Source organism: Cupriavidus numazuensis (assembly GCF_905397435.1).
In the GTDB taxonomy this organism is placed as follows: domain Bacteria; phylum Pseudomonadota; class Gammaproteobacteria; order Burkholderiales; family Burkholderiaceae; genus Cupriavidus; species Cupriavidus numazuensis.
In genome coordinates this window covers 50,062-68,415 of record NZ_CAJPVI010000014.1, presented here as the reverse complement: position 1 = coordinate 68,415, position 18,354 = coordinate 50,062, and the positions used below count along the sequence as shown (strand labels likewise).

The following is an 18,354-nucleotide window of genomic DNA, read 5'->3' as shown; positions in this document are numbered from 1 at the left end:
GTCTGACTCACTCGGTGCGCCGGGTCTTTTGCACCGCGGCCTCGCTCGGCCGCGACACCGAGCCGGCGATGGTGTCTTCGATCGCCAGCACGGGCTGGCCAAGGTCCTTGTCCTGCGCCACTTTGCCGAAGTACACGGGCACGTCGGCCTGGTGGTCGTACTTCGCGAAGCGGTACTTGCCACGCGGCGAGTTGAACTCACCGCTTTCAATGGCCCGCATCACCGACGCCGCATCGGTGGACTTTGCAAGGTTCGCGGCCTGCGCCCACGTCGTGACGCAATCGTATGTCATCACGGTCCAGTCCGACGGGTAGCTGCCGGTCTTCGCCTTGTAACCATCGACGAACGCCTTGGCCTCGGGATCGCCCTTGCGAAACTGATTGGCCGGGGCGCGTTGCCATCCTTCGGTTCCGATCGGGGCGCTACCCCCCATTGCCTTCAGCGTGTTGAAGTCATAGAGCGAGATAAAGCGGTTGTTGATCTGCTTGAAAAAGCCCAGCGAGCCTGCCTGACGCGAGAATGTGAGCAGATCCGAGCCGAACAGGATCGAGAAGACGTAATCCGGCTTGGCCGCGAGGATCTTGTTGATCGAAGCGGTGTAATCGGTGGCGCCGAACTTCGGGTACTCCTCGACCACGAATTCCACTTGCGGGTTCAGTTCCTTCAGGAACTCCTTGAACCGGTTCACCCCCGCCCGCCCCCCGGCGTAGTCGGCGCTCAGCAGCGCATAGCGCTTGTACGGCAGCTTGGCAAACCGCGCCGCCTGTGCACGGCCTTCCATGTAGGAAGTCGGGGTGACCGAATAGACGTAGGGGTTGAAGTCCTTCATCGTGATGTCGTCGGCGATCGACGTACCCACGCAGGTCGGCACCTTCATCTTCGCGGCGACCACCTTGCTGACTGCCAGCGCACCGGCGGACGACTGCGGCGACAGGAGCATTGCGGCGCCTTCCTGCAGCAGCGCCGTGGCCTGGCTGACGCCCTTTTGCGGATTGCTAGCGCTGTCACGAAACACGAGTTCGAGCTTGCGTCCCTGCACGCCACCTTTGCTGTTGAGTTCATCGACGGCGTACTGGGCGCCGGCGAGCGCGTCCTTGCCCACGTCGGCTGCCGCACCGCTGAGATCGAGTGCGCCGGCGATGCGGATGGGCTGGCCGGCCACGGGGGTCTGGGCTGCAACTGCCGTGGCAAACAGGCCGCACAGGGCCGCGGTCATTATGGTTCTCATGTGTCTCCTCCGGATATGTAGGTTTTGGCGACCGTTTCCGGGTCAGGAAATCGAGAATCCGCCGTCGATAGGCAGAATCTGTCCCGTCGTGGTCACGGAGTCATCCGATGCGAAATACAGCGCCGCGCGCGCGACCTCGGCCGGCTTGACCAGACCAAGCAACTGGCGTTCGCTGGTGTTACGGATCACCTCGGGCTGCGAGGCGATCAGGCCCTGCACCCGCTCGGTCACGGTTACCGCCGGCGCAATGGCGTTGACGCGAATGCCGTGCGGTGCGTACTCGACGGCCATGGACCGCGTGATGGCGGACACCCCGCCCTTCGCGGCCGTATAGGCATCCTTGCTGCGCGTACCCACCAGCGCGAAAACGGAACTGCTGTTGATCACCGAGCCGCCGCCGGTCTTCATCATCGCGGCGATGCCATATTTGCAGGTCACCCACGTGCCGAACAGGTCGACCTTGACGGCGCGCCAGAATTCGTCGGCCGGGCAGTCGGTCACCTGCGCGTCGGCACCGCTGGAGCCGCCTGCATTGTTGTAGAGCACGTCGATGCGGCCGCCTAGTTCTACCGCCGCCGCGATGGACTCGCGCACGCTTTCCTCGCTCGTCACATCGGTCTGCACAAAGTGCGCGCTGCCGCCGGCGCCCACGATGGCTTCCACGACCGCGCGTCCGGCTGCCGCGTTGAACTCCGCGACAATCACGGTCGCGCCTTCGCTCGCGAACAGTTCGGCCGCCGCGCGTCCGATGCCGGCACCGGCGCCCGTGATATAGGCGACCTTGCCCGCCAGTCGTCCCTTCCGATCGTTCATGCTTGCGGCCCCGTTCATGCCCCACCTCCCAGCATGCCGGCAGCCGCGGACCGCGCCGCTTCACCGTGGCCTGCGTTGACAGGTTCATTGGCAGCCTCGCTCTCCGCCCGATGACGCAGGACAAAGCCCTCGTAGCCGGCCGCAGCCACATCGTCACACTTCTTGCGGTAGGTTCCATGGCCACCAAGGTATGGCAGGAATACCTGCGGCTTGCCCGGTACGTTGGCGCCCAGGTACCAGGAATTCGCCTTCAGGTACAGCGTGCGGCTGACGATCTCCTGCACGTGCTGCATCCATGCCTCTTCGGCGTGTTGGCCTGCCTCGATGCGGTCGATGTTGTGATCGCGCAGATGTTCCATACAGTGCGTAATCCAGTCCACATGCTGCTCAATGCTCATCGACATATTGGCCAACGGACCAGGACTGCCCGGACCGGTCACGGTGAACAGGTTCGGAAAGCCGGCAGTCATCAGGCCGAGATAGGTCTTGGCACCCTCCGACCACTTGTCGGTCAGCTTGCGTCCGCCCAGGCCGCGCACGTCGATCTGCGTCAGCGCACCGGTCAGCGCGTCGTAGCCCGTTGCGCAGATCAGCACGTCCAACTCGTGCAGCCCGTCGCTGGTCACCACGCCTTCAGGCACGATGCGCTCGATCGGCGTGGCACGCAGGTCAACCAGCTCGACATCGTCGCGGTTGTAGACGCTGTAGTAGGTGTCGCCCAGGCACGGACGCTTGGTGCCGAACGGGAAACCGCGCGGCAGCAGCTTCTCCGCAACATCCGGCTTCTTGACGATCTCGCGGATCTTGCCGCGGATGAACTCCGCCACCGTTTCGTTGGCGGCCTCGTCGGCGAGAATGTCGCCGTAGCACATGCGGAAACCGAGAAGCTGGCTGTTCTCCCAGGCGTTTTCGTACTTCTTCTGGCGTTCCTCGACAGTGGCCTCGACCGCCGATTCCGATGACATCGGCACCGCGATGCCAAAGCGCGTGAGTCGGCTGATGGCGCGGCGCTCGCCGTAAGTGGCGCGCACCCGTGCGCGCATCGCCGGAGTCAGGGGGTGGTTCTTGGCCGGCACCACGAAGACCGCGGTACGCTGGAATACCGTGAGGTGCTTGCACTTGCCGGCCAGCGCCTGGATCACCTGGATACCGGACGAGCCTGTACCGATCACGCCGACGCGCTTGTTGGTGAAATCGACTTCGTGGTGCGGCCAGCGGCCGGTGTGGTAGGTCTGGCCGCCAAACGTCTCGATGCCCGGGATCTCGGGCGGCTTCGGCACCGACAGGACACCGGTTGCGGGCACGAAGAAGCGCGCCTTCACCGTCTTGCCGTAGGACGTCGTGACGTTCCAGAGATTGGCCTGCTCGTCGAACACGGCCGAGGTCACCTTCGTATTGAACTGGATCGACTCACGCAGATGGAAGCGGTCGGCCACGTGGTTCAGGTAGCGCATCAGTTCCGATGAGGTCGGGTAGCGCTCCGGCCAGTCCCATTCGTCCTGCAGTTCGGGCGAGAACGAGTACGAGTAGTCCCAGCACTCGAGGTCCACCCGGGCACCGGGATAACGGTTCCAGTACCAGGTGCCGCCGATGCCATCACCGGCCTCGAACGCCTGGATGGAAAAGCCTGCGTCTCTCAGGCGCTTGATGGCATATAGCCCGGCGAAACCGGATCCGACGATCACGGCGTCGAGAATAGTCGAGTCTTGGCCCATGAGGCTGTCTCCTTGAAAAGTGCGAAATGGGTGGGAAATCAGGCTGCCGCTGAGGCGGCAGCGGCGACGGCGCGCAGGCGCTCGCAAACGAAACGCAAGCCTTCCCTGCTGCCCGGCAGGATGCCGAGCATCATCAGGAAGCCATGCATCTGAGACGGCGCGCGCCAGTGATGGACGGCCACGCCGGCGTCGCGCAGCCGGCCCGCGTACTCCTCGCCTTCGTCGCGGAGCACGTCGTGCTCTGCCGTCAGCACGATGGCTTCGGGCAACCCGGACAGGTCGGGCGCGCGGCAAGGCGATGCCAGCATGGATGCGCGCGAACCTTCGTCATGCGCGTACTGCGTCCAGTACCACTGCATCGTCTCGCGGTTAGTGAGAAGCTGGTTGGCGGGATCGACGTAAGAGGCACGATCGAAACGGCAATCCGTGACTGGGTACACCAGCAATTGGCCGGCAAGGGCAGGTCCCGCTTTTTCGCGGGCGCGCAGCGTGGTGGCAATGGCGAGGTTGGCCCCGGCGCTGTCGCCGCCAACCAGCAGCGGCAACTCCGCCCCGAGCAATTCCCTGCGCATGGCCGACAGCCAGCACGCAGCCTGCCAGGCGTCCTCGACCGGGCCCGGGAACGGATGTTCGGGCGCCTTGCGATACTCGACCAGCGCCACGGCGATGCCGGCGCCGGAGGCGAGTTCGCGGCACAGCGGATCGAATTCCTCGATGCCGCCGACCACCCAGCCGCCGCCGTGAAAGTAGACCAGCAGCGCGGGCGGTTGCCCTTCCGGCACGTAGAGCCGCACAGGCAAGGCGCCGCCTTCGACGGGAATTGCAAGGTCGCGCACCTCGCGCAGTTCCGGTCCCGGCGCGAGGATGCCGCGCAGCCGCCCGAACGCCTCGCGGGCTTCCGCCGGCGTCATCAGGTGGCGGGGCTTGGTAGCGGCAGCGCTAAGCTTCGCCATGAAAGCCTGGGTCTCGGCATCGACGGTCATGTTGGGCGTCTCCGGTCTGGTGTCGTTCTGAGATCCATTAAACGGTCCCGGTGCAAGGCCCTTCAATGGTTGCCGGACGGCCATTCCGTACAGTGAACGCTATTGTCTGAACGCCACTCGCCCGGATGAAATGCGCGCATGGCATCACAAGCGGCGGCTGTGATTGCCGCCCGCGAAGGCGGTGGAGCAAGGGGATGGACAGGCTGGCGCTGGACCGGCGGCTGCGCCTCGGTCTCGCGCTCCCGCGCTAGCTTCGGCGCGAACTTAGGACGTCAGCTTTCTGGCGTGTGGGAACGGCGTTCTTGCCGAATCGGCGAGGGACCGGGCAGGATGAGGGAAGAGCCTGCCCGGTTTCACAAACCCCTGGCTATCTGATGGCGTGCGGTCACGCCTCTCGCCCAAAGCGGCTCGGCAGCGGCTCGACATCGACATCCTGAAGAAGCGCCGTCAGTTCCGTCGCCGCATTTTTCAGTGCCGGTGCGAGGTTTTGTCGGATGCTGTCCGGGTCAACGTTCAGGCCGACCGCGCCGAAATTCAACGCCATGAGGGTCGCCTCACGGCCGACGCGGATGGGCAGCGCCACACCCCATGCGTTCCGCTGGTACTCCCCCATCGACAGACATGTTCCGCTCCGCTTCAGGTCCTCGAATGCGGCCTCAATGCTGGCCTTGGCCTCAGCCGCCTTCGGCCCCGCCGCCTCCATGAGCGCGGCGAGATACTGCGCCTGCGGGCCAGGGGGAAGGCCCCATAGGTATGCACGGCCGATCGCAGTCGAGCCCATGGGCAGCAGCGAACCGACGCCGAGGCGCAGCGTCGAGATACGCGCGCTGGTGCGACAGGCGATGTAGAGCATGTCGAGGTCGTTGGGAACGGCAAGCGCCATGGAAACGTCGAGCCGGTCGGCAACCTGCTGCATGTAGGGATGCACCAGCCGCGTGACGGGATTGGTCTCAAGATAGGCATGACCGATGCCCAGAGCACCCGGCGCCAGTTCAAACTGCGTACCTTGCGCGACCCGGCGGATGAAGCCCAGCCGAAGCAGCGTGGTAGTAAGGCGCGACACGGTGGCCCTGGACAACCCCGTGCGGCGTGCCAATTCGCCGTTGCTCAGCGGTGCGCGCTCGGCACGGAACGCGCGCAATACCTGAAGCCCGCGTTCCAGCGTCATGACGACCTGCGAGGATTGGGACATGGTGGCCTCCCCCTCCGTTGTAGCCTTTGGAAATCAGACTTCAGTCTGCTCGCATGGCGTGGCATCGGCGCAGCCTGCCCGCGCACGTACCAGGGTCCGGTTCCGCTGCTCGACATACTTCAGGATCGCTGTGAAGTCCTCCCTGCCGAATCCGGCTTCGTAAGCGGCATGCCAGGATTCCTGCGCCGACGCAATGGCGGGCATCACGGCTTCGAGCGAACGGGCTTCCGCCAGGCCGAGCGTCATATCCTTGTCCAGTATCGTCAATGCGGCGCCATAATCGAAGGTGCCGGCAATGCCGCGCTGCAGGATCTCGCATGCCGCAAAGCTCTGGCCGGTACCGCCACGCAGGACGCCGAGCATGGCGTCGGCATCCAGTCCCGCCCGCGCGCCGAAGCTCAGGGCCTCGGCCGCGACGACGAGGTTGGCCCCCATGATGATGTTGTTCACGACCTTCATGACCTGCGCCATGCCTGGCCGGTCACCCAGCACATGGATCTCGCGCCCCATCAGCGCAAGCAGCGGGCGCGCCCGCTCGACGACTTGCGGCGCACCGGACACGATCATCGTCAGCCGCCCGGCGCGTGCCACAGGCGGGCCGCCCGTCACGGGTGCGTCAAGTGTCCTGATGTCATGCGCGTGCAGGCCGTCGGCAAGCGCTTCGATGGCTTCGCGCCCGATCGTCGACATGTCGGCATAGAGTTCGATCGCCTCTCCGTGAACGACACCGTTCGCGCCCAGCGCCGCGGCGTGCGACACCTCACGGTTCGGCAAGCAGGCGAAGACGACCGGAGCGATATCGCCGACAGAACGCGCCGAATCGTGCGCGACCGCGCCAGCGGCGACAAACCTGTCCATGGCGCCCGGCGCGGGATCGTACACGTGCAGCTGAAACGGCTGCCCAAGCAGGCGCTCGGCGATGGCGCCACCCATCTGGCCGAGGCCGAGAAAGCCGACATGTGGGGGATAGGTCATTTTGAATACTCCGGTCGGATAGGAACTGGTGCGGCGGTACGCCTTACCGGCTTGCGCTAGACGGCCTGGTGCGGCGGGAACACCCGCCATGAGCCGTCCGCATGGCGAAAGCAGAACAGCGAAAGTTCATCGGCGTCCCGGATGACCCTGACTTGCACACAGCCCTTGTGGGCTTCCGATTGGCGTATGCGCGTGATGCGCTTCGGCGTCGAGGCGGAGAGTCCAAGCCATCGTTCGACCAATGCGCTCAGGGAAATTCTGCTGCTTTGCATTTCGTCATGCCATTCAATGAGAGACCCCAGCGGCCCTCAGCCCATTACCTGCCTGATCCACGCGCCCGTCTGCGCAAGGGCTGCGTGTGCCCGTTCCGAAAGGGCTGCCATGCGGATAAAGCCATGAATCAGGCCTTGATGGCGCCACAGGGTGACCGGCACACCCGCGTCGAGCAGGCGATGGGCATAGGCCTCTCCTTCGTCACGCAACGGGTCATATTCCGCACTGAGTACCAGCGCCGGTGGCAACCCTTTCAGATCGGCCGCGCGCAGCGGAGATGCGTAGGGGTGCGCCGCGTCCTGTTCGCTCTCCAGGTAGTCGGCCCAGAACCGGATCATGGCTGCACGCGTCAGCGAATAGCCTGACTGGTTCTCGATGTAGGAGACCGTCGGGGGCGTGTGGTAATCCGTGACGGGATAGATCAATACCTGGCCGCGAACGGACGGTCCGCCCTCATTGCTCAGCCGTAGCGAGGTGACGGCCGCCAGTGTGCCGCCTGCGCTATCTCCGGCCAGAACCAGCCGGTTGCTATCCAACCCGAGATCGTGGGCATGCTCGGCCGCCCATCGGACTGCCTGCAGGCAGTCGTCGGTGGCGGCAGGGAACTTGTGTTCCGGCGCCAGCCGATAGTCGACCGACAACACCGCCGCGCCGCTGTGTACGCACAAGTCGCGACACACATGGTCATGGGTTTCGAGACTGCCGATGACAAAGCCCCCGCCATGGAAGAAGACAGTCAACCCGCCCCCGTGCGCTGCGACGGGCCGATACAGCCGGGCGGCGATTGTGTGCGTGGCGCAAGGGATGGTCAGTTCTGTGACCTCACCGACGGGCGTACGCTTGTCCGGCGGCGGATAGACCATGCTGGCGCGCAAGGGGTCCAGTGGCATGGTCTCCATTGGCGGCACGCCTTCGAGCGCACGCAATACGTCGGCAATCTGGGAATCGAGGGGCATGCTCGTGATACTCCGATGGTCGTACGGACAGCCTCCTGGTGCCAGGCTGCCGCCCCCTCGCCATGTCATCGTCGACGGCGAAGGCCTGCACGCTATTGGACGGTGGGAACGGGCATTCAGCAATCGCTACCCTGGCCGGCTTTCCGTACTTTGAAATAGAAAGGCGGCAGTGACTCGCCCTTCAGCGTGGAGACGAATTCAGCGGCCTGGAGCGGTGCGATCTCTCGCAACCGTTGCAACCTGGCAAAGATTCCAGAGTACGGAACATGCCGGCCGCCATATTGCCTGCCGCGTTCCAGGTCCCTAGGATCCAGACGGAGCAGTCCGGGGCAGCGCGACTCCGACCTGACAGATCCGATGCCGGAATCCAGGTGGCATCGTGGCGCCGCATCCCGCGTCCTGCACAAGGCTCATCACCGCAGCACACACATTCATAAGGAGGCATCGTGGCGGACACGGCAGCCCTCAAGGCAAGATTCGAAGAACTCCACGGCTACTGGAACGAGGCGATGGCGCTTGCGATGGAGGAAGATCCCGCGTTCTTCGGCGACTATCTTCAGATGGCCGGCGTCGCGCTGGGTTCAGGGCATCTCGAGCCAAAGATCTGCGACTTCATCCTGATCGCGGCGAGCGCGAGCGTGACGCATCTGAATTCAGAAGCCGTCGGCTATCACATTCAGGGCGCACTGAATCACGGCGCGACCCGCGAGGAGCTTCGGGAAGTCCTGCAGATCGCTTCGGTTCTGGGCATTCACGGATATATGGTGGGTGTGCCCATCCTGCTGGAGGAGCTGGCCTCCGCCGGCGAATCGCTCGACACGGCGTTCCCGCTCGATGAGAAGTTCGACAGGGTCAAGGCGCAATTCACCGAGAAGCGCGGCTACTGGAGCGACGAGCTACAGTCCATGGTCAGGAGCTCTCCTGCCTTCTTCGAGGGCTACACCGCATTCTCGTCGACACCCTGGAAATCCGGCCCTCTGCCTCCGTTCGTCAAAGAATTGCTGTACGTGGCAATCGACGTTTCAACCACCCACTTGTTCGAAGCCGGCGTTCGCATCCACACCCGCAACGCCCTGCGCCATGGCGCCACACCCTCGCAAGTGCTGCAGGTCATGCAGATCGTCAGTTGCGTCGGCATGCAGAGCTTCCTCCTTGGCGCGCCTCATCTTCGCGCCAAGCGCCCGCGCCACGGCTAGCGTGCATCGACGGGACGGTTCCCGCACCTACGCGCATTCCCCCGGGGCCATCCCTTCGGCCCTGTCGAGTTCCACTGACGCGTGGTCGTGAAGCCTCCCATAAGTCGCATTCACTTCATTGATCGACAACTTGTCGGCTTCTCCCGGCTTTCCTCCGCTACCAGCCCGCAACTTGCCTCCGCGAGCAAAGTTGCGGTGCGAATCCGGACCTGAGTACCATCTGGTCTCCGAATCCTGGTCCTGGTGCTTTCACCGTTCGAGACGGTAGAAGGACGCAGACATGCCCGGCGGCTGCCAGGCGGATACCAGGCATCATCCGCCAGCCAACACAACAGCCCTCATGTCCAGCATTGCCGGCAGCACCACCGCCTACCATCGAGCGCTCCCCCCCGGATCACCACGCCAGCCTCGCGGCGGGGAAGTGACGGACAGGGCGTTGATATCCTGCGACCGACTGGTCGACACTGCGTTCCTGCGCGACCCCTATCCTGCCTACCACACGCTACGTACGCGTGGCCCTATCCATTGGAGCGAAGAGTTCTTCGGTGGTGCCTGGCTGCTTTCCAGCCATGAAGATGTGGAAGCCGTGCTGCGCGACCCGAGGTATTCCGCCCGACGGACTGGCGGCTGGGTGATGCGCGGCAGCGATGACGAGCGACAGGCGCTTTGTCCTTTCCAGCGCCTGTTCAGCCGGGCCATGCTGTTTGTGGATGCGCCCGATCATTCGAGGTTGCGACAGATACTCAATGCCGGGTTCCGCCCCGCTGCCCTGCGCGCCTTTGCCGGCACCATCGAACAGATGGTCGCCGGGCTGATGGCGCAGCAGGCAGGCACCGGGACCTTCGACTTCATGGAATTGATCGCCAGGCCACTGCCAGCGATGGTGATTGCCCGGCTGCTCGGTATGGACGGCGAGAACCAATCCGACTTCCTGGCCTGGTCCGAAGACCTGGCCGCCTTCATCGGCGCACCGGACCCCGACGCGTCGCTGAAACGGCGCGCCCAGGTCAGCCTGCTCAAAATGGCCGCTGCCTTTGAAGCGATGCTGGCACGCCGCAAGGCACAGGACGCGGGCGAGTCGCAGCCGGAGCAGAGGGATTTGATCGGGCACCTGCTGTATGCGGAAGCGGAAGGCAGGATCGAGGGCGGGGCTGAACTCCTGGCGCAATGCGCCATGCTGCTGTTCGCCGGTCACGAAACGACGCGCAATCTGCTCGGCAACGGGCTGCATGCGTTGCTGAGCCATCCCGAACAGTGGCAGCGCCTGCGGCAGGAACCGGAACTGCTACCCAATGCCCTGCGCGAGTTGCTGCGCTACGAGAGCCCGGTCCAATACACCGGCCGTCGGGTTGCCACAGACATGCTCCTCCATGGGCGACAGCTGCGGCGCGGAGACCTGGTCATTGGCCTGATCGGCGCGGCCAATCGCGATCCGGCGCGCTATCCCAATCCCGATCGGCTGGATGTCACACGGCGTGATGGTTCGCACCTTTCGTTTGGGCATGGCCCGCATGTCTGCATCGGCGCCGCGCTGACGCTGATGGAAGCGGAAATCGTCTTCCGCGCGCTTCTGCGCCAATGGCCCACGCTTTCGCTCGTCGATGCCGAACCGGACTGGAATGGCAACCCCCTCTACCGCGGATTGACCACACTCCGGGTACAACAGGGAAGCGAGGCCGCGTAAGAAGCCCGATCCGGCGCAGATGCGCCGGATCGGCAGGCTGACTTGCGCCTTCCTGCGGCCTTCAAGGAATAGGACGCCGAAGCGCTATCAATCCGCAGGTTTCAGTTCGATCAGCAATTCCTTGGCGGCGACACGGTCACCCTGTTTCACATGCACGGCCGCAATCTCGCAGTCACGCTCGGCGGCAATATGGGTTTCCATCTTCATCGCCTCCAGCGCCAGCAGCGTTGTGCCCGCGGTCACGCGTTGTCCCGGCTGGACCGCCACGGTCACGATCGAGCCCGGCATCGGCGCGGCGATATGCAGCGGATTCTCGGGATCGGCAACCGGACGGCTGTGGCGTGACGTGCCGGCCTGCACGGTGCTGCGCTGCTCGATCACCGCCGTGCGCGACTGCCCGTTCAGTTCGAACTGGACCTTGATGTTGCCCTCTTCGGCGTCGGCATGCATGCCCTGCAGCGATACCAGCAGCGTCTTGCCCGGCGCGATATCGATGCCCACCTCTTCCTGGGGTTGCAGGCCATACAGATAGGCAGGCGTTGGCACCACCGAGGTATCGCTGTAGGTGCGCACATGTGCGTGGTAATCAGCCGCTTGCTTCGGATACATCAGGTACGAAGCAAGCTGGCGGTCGTCGAGCGGCTGCTCGCAGGCCGCTTCGGCGGCAACGCGCACTGCCTCCAGATCGACCGCCGGAATCTGGTCGCCCGGGCGGTAAGGCGCAGGCGGCTCGCCGCGCAGCACCTTGCGCGACAGGGCTTCCGGGAATCCGTCCGGCGGGAAGCCCAGTTCGCCCTTGAACAGCGAGACCACCGATTCAGGAAACGCAATGTCCTTCGCCGGATCGCAAACATCGGCCGCGCTCATGTCATTGGCGACCATCATCAGCGCCATGTCGCCGACCACCTTGGAAGTCGGCGTCACCTTCACGATATCGCCGAACATCTTGTTGACATCGGCGTAAGCGCGCGACACCTCGGTCCAGCGATGCTCGATGCCAAGCGAACGCGCCTGCTCGCGCAGGTGGGTGTACTGGCCACCAGGCATTTCGTGGCGATAGACATCGGCCGTACCGGCGCGGATTTCCGACTCGAACGGCGCGTAGTAGCGACGCACGCCTTCCCAGTACATCGACGCCTCGTGCAGCCGCTCCAGGCTCAGTCCGGGGTCGCGCTCGCTGCCGGCCAGCGCCGCGGCGATGCTCGACAGGTTCGGTTGCGACGTGAGTCCGCTCATGGCATCGAGCGCACCATCCACCGCATCGCAGCCCGCCTCGATGGCGGCCAGCGCGGACGCGGCCGAGATGCCGCTGGTGTCGTGCGTATGGAAATGCACGGGCAACCCGGTCTCTTCCTTGAGCGCCTTGACCAGCGCAGCCGCCGCCTGCGGGCGGCAGATGCCGGCCATGTCCTTGATGCCCAGCACATGCACGCCGGCCTGCTTCAGCTCGCGCGCGATGCCGACGTAGTACCTCAGGTCGTACTTGGGACGGGAGCCGTCGAAGATGTCGCCGGTGTAGCAGATCGCGCCTTCGCACAGCGCGCCGCTTTCGCCCACGGCATCGATGGCCACGCGCATATTGCGCACCCAGTTCAGGGAATCGAACACACGGAACACGTCCACGCCGGCGCTGGCGGCCTGGCGCACGAAGAACTTCACCACGTTGTCCGCGTAGTTGGTGTAGCCGACCGCATTCGAGCCGCGCAGCAGCATCTGGAACAGGATGTTCGGCACCCGCTCGCGCAATTGCTCAAGACGCTGCCACGGGTCTTCCTTGAGGAAGCGCAGGGCCACATCGAACGTCGCACCACCCCAGCACTCCATCGAGAACAGCTGCGGCAGTTCGCGCGCGTAGAACGGCGCGATCGGCAGCATGTCGGCGGTGCGCATGCGCGTGGCGAACAGGGACTGGTGCGCATCGCGCATCGTCGTGTCGGTTAGCAGCACCCGCTTCTGCTCGAGCATCCATTGCGAGAACTTTTCCGCACCAAGCTCGCGCAGCAGATCGCGCGTGCCGGTCGGCAGCGGGCTCGTTGCGTCCACCGCCGGGAGGACCGGCGCGGGCAGCGGCAACGATGGCAGCGAGCGGCCGGTCATTTCGGGATGGCCATTGACGCAGACATCGCCGAGATAGTGCAGCAGCTTGGTCGCGCGATCCTGCCGCTTGGTGAAGGCGAGCAGTTCTGGCGTCTTGTCGATAAAGCGCGTGGTGACGTCGCCGGCCTTGAACGACGGATGGTTGATGACGTTTTCGAGGAACTGCAGGTTGGACGCCACGCCGCGGATGCGGAACTCGCGCAGCGCGCGGTCCATGCGCCGGATCGACTCGGGCGCGGTTGGTGCCCAGGTCGTGACCTTGACCAGCAGCGAATCGTAGTACGGCGTGATTACCGCGCCGCCATAGGCAGTGCCGGCATCAAGGCGCACGCCGAAGCCTGCCGCGCTGCGGTAGGCGGACAGCCGGCCATAGTCGGGCAGGAAGCCGTTCTCGGGATCCTCGGTCGTGATCCGGCATTGCAGCGCATGCCCGTTCAGCGAGATCCCTGCCTGTTCTGGCACGCCCGCGGCACGCACCACGATCTTGCCGTCGGCGTCGCTCGTGTTCTCGGTCATGCCGATATGGCCGCCCTCGGTGATGCGGATCTGCGCCTTGACGATATCGACGCCGGTGACCATCTCGGTGACCGTGTGCTCGACCTGGATGCGCGGATTGACTTCGATGAAGTAGAACTGGCCGGAGTCGGCATCCATCAGGAATTCGATCGTGCCGGCGTGCGTGTAGCCGACCGCGCGCATCAGGCGCATCGCCGCGTCACACAGCGCCGCGCGGCCGGCGTCGTCGAGGTAGGGCGCGGGCGCGCGCTCCACCACCTTCTGGTTGCGCCGCTGCACGGTACAGTCGCGCTCGTACAGGTGCACGAGGTTGCCATGCGTATCGCCGAGCGCCTGCACTTCCACGTGGCGCGCATTGCGTACCAGTTTCTCGACATAGACCTCATCGTTGCCAAACGCGGCCAGCGCCTCGCGCCTTGCGGCCGGCAGCAACGTTTCAAGGTCCTGTTCATTCTCCAGCATACGCATGCCGCGTCCGCCACCGCCCCAGCTCGCCTTGAGCATCAGCGGATAGCCGATGCCGGCTGCCAGGCGCTTGCACGCGTCCAGATCTTGCGGCAGCGGGTCGGTGGCCGGCATCACCGGCACGCCCGCCTCGATCGCGGCATTGCGCGCCGCGACCTTGTTGCCGAGCTTGCGCATCACATCCGGCGACGGGCCGATCCAGCGGATGCCGGCATCCATCACGGCCTGCGCGAAATCCGGGTTCTCCGAGAGAAAGCCATAGCCCGGGTGGATGGCATCGACCTTGGCCTGCCGTGCGATGCGCAGGATGTCGTCGATATCGAGGTAGGCCGCCAGCGGCTTCTTGCCCTCGCCGACCAGGTAGCTTTCATCCGCCTTGAAGCGATGGAGCGCGAGCCGGTCTTCCTTCGAATAGATGGCGACCGTCCGGATGTTCATCTCGGCGGCAGCCCGCATCACGCGAATCGCGATCTCGGATCGGTTGGCAATCAGCAGGGATTTGATGGGTGTGTAGTTCATGGGCGCGAAGAATGCAATCGGCCACGCCTCTTGAGGCTGGGCATGGTCAATGGCGCAAAGGATTAGCTTGAGGAACCCTTCTCGCCGCACATGGCCAATTCGGGTCTCAGGTAGTGGAAGGCAAACAGCGAGGCGGCAGCATTGCTGCCGAAAGAGCGGCGATTGTCAGCCGGCGATCAGACCGCGGAATCCGGCGGACCGCCGCTGGCCGACAATGCAAACGAATCACTGATCGTGGTAGGCAAAAGGGGTATGCGAATCCATCCAGTCATGGTGTCCTATTGCATTGGCCCACGCCCAATGTGAACGCTTTGGAGTCAGTTGAACCTGATTGCCTCCATCATGCCGCGCCTGTGCGGCACAGATACTCCCCGAATCATCAAACGGCTCGCGGTCCTCGCATGTTCCGCTTCGTCTTCCGTACGCCACCATGCACTCCTGTTCAGCATTCGTGTCAGGCCTTACGCCTACTTAGCCAAAACGGCCCCCGCTCACATGCAGCACTTCACCGGAAATGAAGCCGGCGCACTCGGAAGCCAGAAAGGCCACCGCGTCGGCAATATCCGCCGGCCGGCCGACGCGTTTGACGGGCTGCATCTGCACGGCACGCTCCTTGATCGTTTCGTACGTCGGCAACGCCTGCACCATCTCGGTCTCGATGAAACCCGGTGCCACGCAGTTCACCGTGACGCCATAGCGCCCTTCCTCGATCGCCAGCGCCTTTGCCATGCCGATCAGTCCTGCTTTGGCAGCGGAATAGTTTGCCTGCGTAGGATTTCCGAAGTGCGCACGCGAGCTGATGTTGATCACGCGGCCCCAACCCTGTTCAATGAAATGCGGCATCACGGCCCTGGTCGCCAGGAAGGCGCCCTTCAGCATGACTTCCATGACGAGGTCCCAGTCTTCCTCGCTCATTTTCACGAGATACTTGTCTCGCGGAAATCCGGCATTGTTGACGAGGATATGCACCCCGCCAAAATGTGAGACCGTTTCTTCCACCAGTTGGCGCACTTCTTCGCCTTTGGTGATATCAGCGATCACGCAGTGAGCTTGCAGGCCATCGGCACGCATCGCCGCGGCAGTCTCTTCGGCGCGGTCCCTGAGCACGTCCGTCACAACCACGCGCGCACCCTCTTCCGCCAGACGGCGAGCCGTTGCCGCGCCGAGCCCGCGTGCAGACCCGGTAACAATGGCAACTCGGTCTTTGATCCGCAGATCCATTTTCCTTCCTTTTTTCGATGAACCGCGTCGGCAGGACCCGTCGCGACAGACAATGAATGGCGTGGCCGCATCGGCAGAGGCTTTCCGCGCCTCTGCCCCTTCAACCAGGCGCGGCCGCAGTACCGGTCAGAACGACCGCGGCAAGCCGAGGATGTGCTCCGCGACGAAGGAATAGATCAGGTTCGTCGAGATCGGTGCCACTTGATAGAGACGGGTCTCGCGGAACTTGCGCTCCACATCGTATTCGCAGGCAAAGCCGAAGCCGCCGTGATACTGCAGGCACGCGTTGCCGGCCTCCCAGCTTGCCTTGGCTGCCAGGTACTTGGCCATGTTGGCCTGGGCTCCCATCGGCTCGTGCGCGTCGTACAGTTCGCAAGCCTTCCAGCGCATCAGGTTTGCCGCCTCGATCTCCATAAAGGACTCGGCGATCGGGAACTGGACACCCTGGTTCTGACCGATGGGGCGACCGAAAACCTGCCGCTCCTTGACGTACTTGGTCACGCGATCCATGAACCAGTAGCCATCGCCAATGCACTCCGCTGCGATCAGCGTGCGCTCGGCGTTCAGGCCGTCCAGGATGTACTTGAAGCCCTTGCCTTCTTCACCGATCAGGTTTTCCTCTGGGATCTCCAGGTCTTCGAAGAAGAGTTCATTGGTCTCGTGGTTGACCATGTTGGCAATGGGACGCACGGTCAGGCCTTTCTTCTGCGCCTCGTGCAGATCGACCATGAAGATGGACATCCCTTCGCTCTTCTTCGTCACCTCTGCCAGCGGCGTGGTACGCGCCAGCAGGATCATGAAGTCGCTGTGCTGCACGCGGCTGATCCAGACCTTCTGACCGTTGACGACGTAGCGCCCGTCCTTCTTGACTGCCGAGGTCTTGATCTTGGTGGTATCGGTGCCCGTGGTCGGCTCGGTCACCCCCATGGATTGCAGGCGCCATTCCCCCGAAGCAATCTTCGGCAGGTACTTTTCTTTCTGCGCCTTGGAACCATGCCTCAGCAGCGTTCCCATGTTGTACATCTGACCGTGGCAGGCACCGGAATTGCCGCCGCAGCGGTTGATCTCTTCCATGATCACCGACGCTTCCGTCAGCCCCAGGCCGGAACCGCCGTACTCCTGCGGGATCAGGGCTGCCAGCCATCCTGCCTCGGTCAGTGCATTGACGAAGGCCTCCGGATAGGCGCGCTGCTCATCCACCTTGCGGAAGTATTCGTCCGGAAACTCCGCGCATAGTGCGCGGACGGCATCGCGAATTTCCTGGAAGTTGTTCGATTGGGTCTGTTCGATCATGGCACGTCTCTGGTGTTCATTGTCGTCAGCGTTTGCTGGCACGAGCAGCAATCGCGATTCCGGAGAATGGAATTGCGGTGCAAGGGACACAGGGCGGGCCTGCCGACATTTGCTCTCTCCATGCGGACGTCCACCCTTGTCATGGCCGCAATGGTCGCTGCCTTCGGCGAGCCAGACAATCAGCCTTTGTGAAAGCGCGCCTTCCACTTCGGCGAAGGCCCGGTTTTCGCAAACGCCGAAGACGACCATTGGCATTGTCAAATAGCGAAAATCCGGCTTTGACGACATGCTTTGCGCAATTTCCTGACGATGACATAGGAACAAGCACATGGCAGTCAGCTACCAACACCTCAAGCAGCGTCCATTCGCCCCTGTCCGCCAGCGCTATACCGAGCGCGACACGATGCTGTATGCGCTCGCCCTGGGGCTCGGCAACGACCCGCTGGACGCGGCTGCGCTGCCCTTTGTGTACGAGGGGGCTGCTGGCGGCCTGCGCACGCTGCCGTCACAAGCGGTCGTGCTGGGTTATCCGGGTTTCTGGGCGCGCGAAGCCGATACGGGCATCGACTGGGTCAAGCTGCTGCACGGCGAGCAGCGCATGCGCCTTCACCGCCCATTGCCCGCCAGCGCCGACATCGTCGGCCACAACCGCATCACCCACCTGACTGACAAGGGCGCAGGCAAAGGCGCCATCATGGTCACGGAACGCCGGCTGGAAACCGCCGAAGGCGAATTGCTCGCGACCGTGCAGCAAGTGAGCTTCCTGCGCGGCGACGGCGGCTATAGCGAGCTCGATGGCGGTCAGCCCAGTGATACGCCGCTGCCCGCGCTACGCCCCACGCCGGAAGACCAGGCGCCGCACTTCACCGACACCCAGGCCATCCGCCCCGAGGCTGCGCTGCTGTACCGCCTGATGGGCGACTTCAACCCGCTGCACGCGGATCCGGCCGTAGCAAAGGCAGCTGGCTTCGAGCGCCCCATCCTGCACGGCCTGGCCAGCTACGGGCTGGTGGCGCATGCGCTGGTGCGCCAGTGCGCGGAGCACGATCCGTCCCGCCTGCGCGCGCTCGATATCCGCTTCACCGCCCCGGTGTTCCCCGGCGAGACCCTGGTGACGGAAATCTGGCGCACAACGGAGAACCCAAACCACTACCAGCTGCGCGCCAAGGTACTGGAGCGCGACAAGGTCGTGCTCAGCCATGGCTGGGCCGAAATCGCTTGAGCCAGA

At 64.1% G+C, this 18,354-nt stretch carries 13 protein-coding genes; 3 read left to right on the top strand and 10 right to left on the bottom strand.

The window, feature by feature from the left end:
* Positions 1–7: 7 nt before the first annotated feature.
* From KHO41_RS13120 to KHO41_RS13090, 7 genes are all read right to left on the bottom strand, one after another.
* Positions 8–1,228, bottom strand: coding sequence for an ABC transporter substrate-binding protein (locus KHO41_RS13120; RefSeq protein WP_211953713.1), 1,221 nt, complete (start codon positions 1,226–1,228; stop codon positions 8–10).
* A 42-nt stretch (positions 1,229–1,270) separates the two neighbouring features.
* Complete coding sequence (locus tag KHO41_RS13115; RefSeq protein ID WP_211953712.1) at positions 1,271–2,041, bottom strand: SDR family NAD(P)-dependent oxidoreductase; 771 nt, start codon at positions 2,039–2,041, stop codon at positions 1,271–1,273.
* Between the two features lie 14 nt (positions 2,042–2,055).
* Positions 2,056–3,756 carry a flavin-containing monooxygenase gene (locus KHO41_RS13110; protein ID WP_211953711.1) on the bottom strand — a complete coding sequence of 567 codons (1,701 nt, stop codon included), beginning with the start codon at positions 3,754–3,756 and terminating at the stop codon, positions 2,056–2,058.
* A 38-nt stretch (positions 3,757–3,794) separates the two neighbouring features.
* Positions 3,795–4,739: an alpha/beta hydrolase gene (locus KHO41_RS13105; protein ID WP_211953710.1), complete on the bottom strand. Its 945-nt coding sequence runs from the start codon at positions 4,737–4,739 to the stop codon at positions 3,795–3,797.
* 385 nt (positions 4,740–5,124) lie between these two features.
* Positions 5,125–5,931, bottom strand: a complete 807-nt coding sequence (locus KHO41_RS13100) for an IclR family transcriptional regulator (RefSeq protein WP_211953709.1) — start codon at positions 5,929–5,931, stop codon at positions 5,125–5,127.
* Positions 5,932–5,964: 33 nt separating this feature from the next.
* Positions 5,965–6,906 carry an NAD(P)-dependent oxidoreductase gene (locus KHO41_RS13095; RefSeq protein ID WP_211953708.1) on the bottom strand — a complete coding sequence of 314 codons (942 nt, stop codon included), beginning with the start codon at positions 6,904–6,906 and terminating at the stop codon, positions 5,965–5,967.
* Positions 6,907–7,214: 308 nt separating this feature from the next.
* Positions 7,215–8,135: an alpha/beta hydrolase gene (locus tag KHO41_RS13090; protein WP_211953707.1), complete on the bottom strand. Its 921-nt coding sequence runs from the start codon at positions 8,133–8,135 to the stop codon at positions 7,215–7,217.
* A 446-nt stretch (positions 8,136–8,581) separates the two neighbouring features.
* Between KHO41_RS13090 and KHO41_RS13085 the strand changes: the two genes are divergently transcribed.
* Positions 8,582–9,331: a carboxymuconolactone decarboxylase family protein gene (locus KHO41_RS13085; RefSeq protein WP_211953706.1), complete on the top strand. Its 750-nt coding sequence runs from the start codon at positions 8,582–8,584 to the stop codon at positions 9,329–9,331.
* Between the two features lie 340 nt (positions 9,332–9,671).
* Positions 9,672–11,015, top strand: a complete 1,344-nt coding sequence (locus KHO41_RS13080) for a cytochrome P450 (RefSeq protein WP_211953705.1) — start codon at positions 9,672–9,674, stop codon at positions 11,013–11,015.
* A gap of 87 nt (positions 11,016–11,102) precedes the next feature.
* On the opposite strand, the gene KHO41_RS13075 is transcribed toward KHO41_RS13080, so the two are convergent.
* From KHO41_RS13075 to KHO41_RS13065, 3 genes are all read right to left on the bottom strand, one after another.
* The gene (locus KHO41_RS13075; RefSeq protein WP_211953704.1) at positions 11,103–14,612 is read right to left on the bottom strand and encodes a pyruvate carboxylase; all 3,510 of its coding nucleotides are present in this window, start codon (positions 14,610–14,612) and stop codon (positions 11,103–11,105) included.
* A gap of 471 nt (positions 14,613–15,083) precedes the next feature.
* Positions 15,084–15,833 (bottom strand): 3-oxoacyl-ACP reductase FabG, encoded by a 750-nt coding sequence (gene fabG, locus KHO41_RS13070; RefSeq protein ID WP_211953703.1) that lies wholly within the window; start codon positions 15,831–15,833, stop codon positions 15,084–15,086.
* 126 nt (positions 15,834–15,959) lie between these two features.
* A complete protein-coding gene (locus tag KHO41_RS13065) occupies positions 15,960–17,126 on the bottom strand; it encodes an acyl-CoA dehydrogenase family protein (RefSeq protein ID WP_211953702.1) in 1,167 nt (388 codons plus the stop codon).
* Between the two features lie 328 nt (positions 17,127–17,454).
* Between KHO41_RS13065 and KHO41_RS13060 the strand changes: the two genes are divergently transcribed.
* Positions 17,455–18,348, top strand: coding sequence for a MaoC/PaaZ C-terminal domain-containing protein (locus KHO41_RS13060; protein WP_211953701.1), 894 nt, complete (start codon positions 17,455–17,457; stop codon positions 18,346–18,348).
* Positions 18,349–18,354 lie beyond the last annotated feature (6 nt).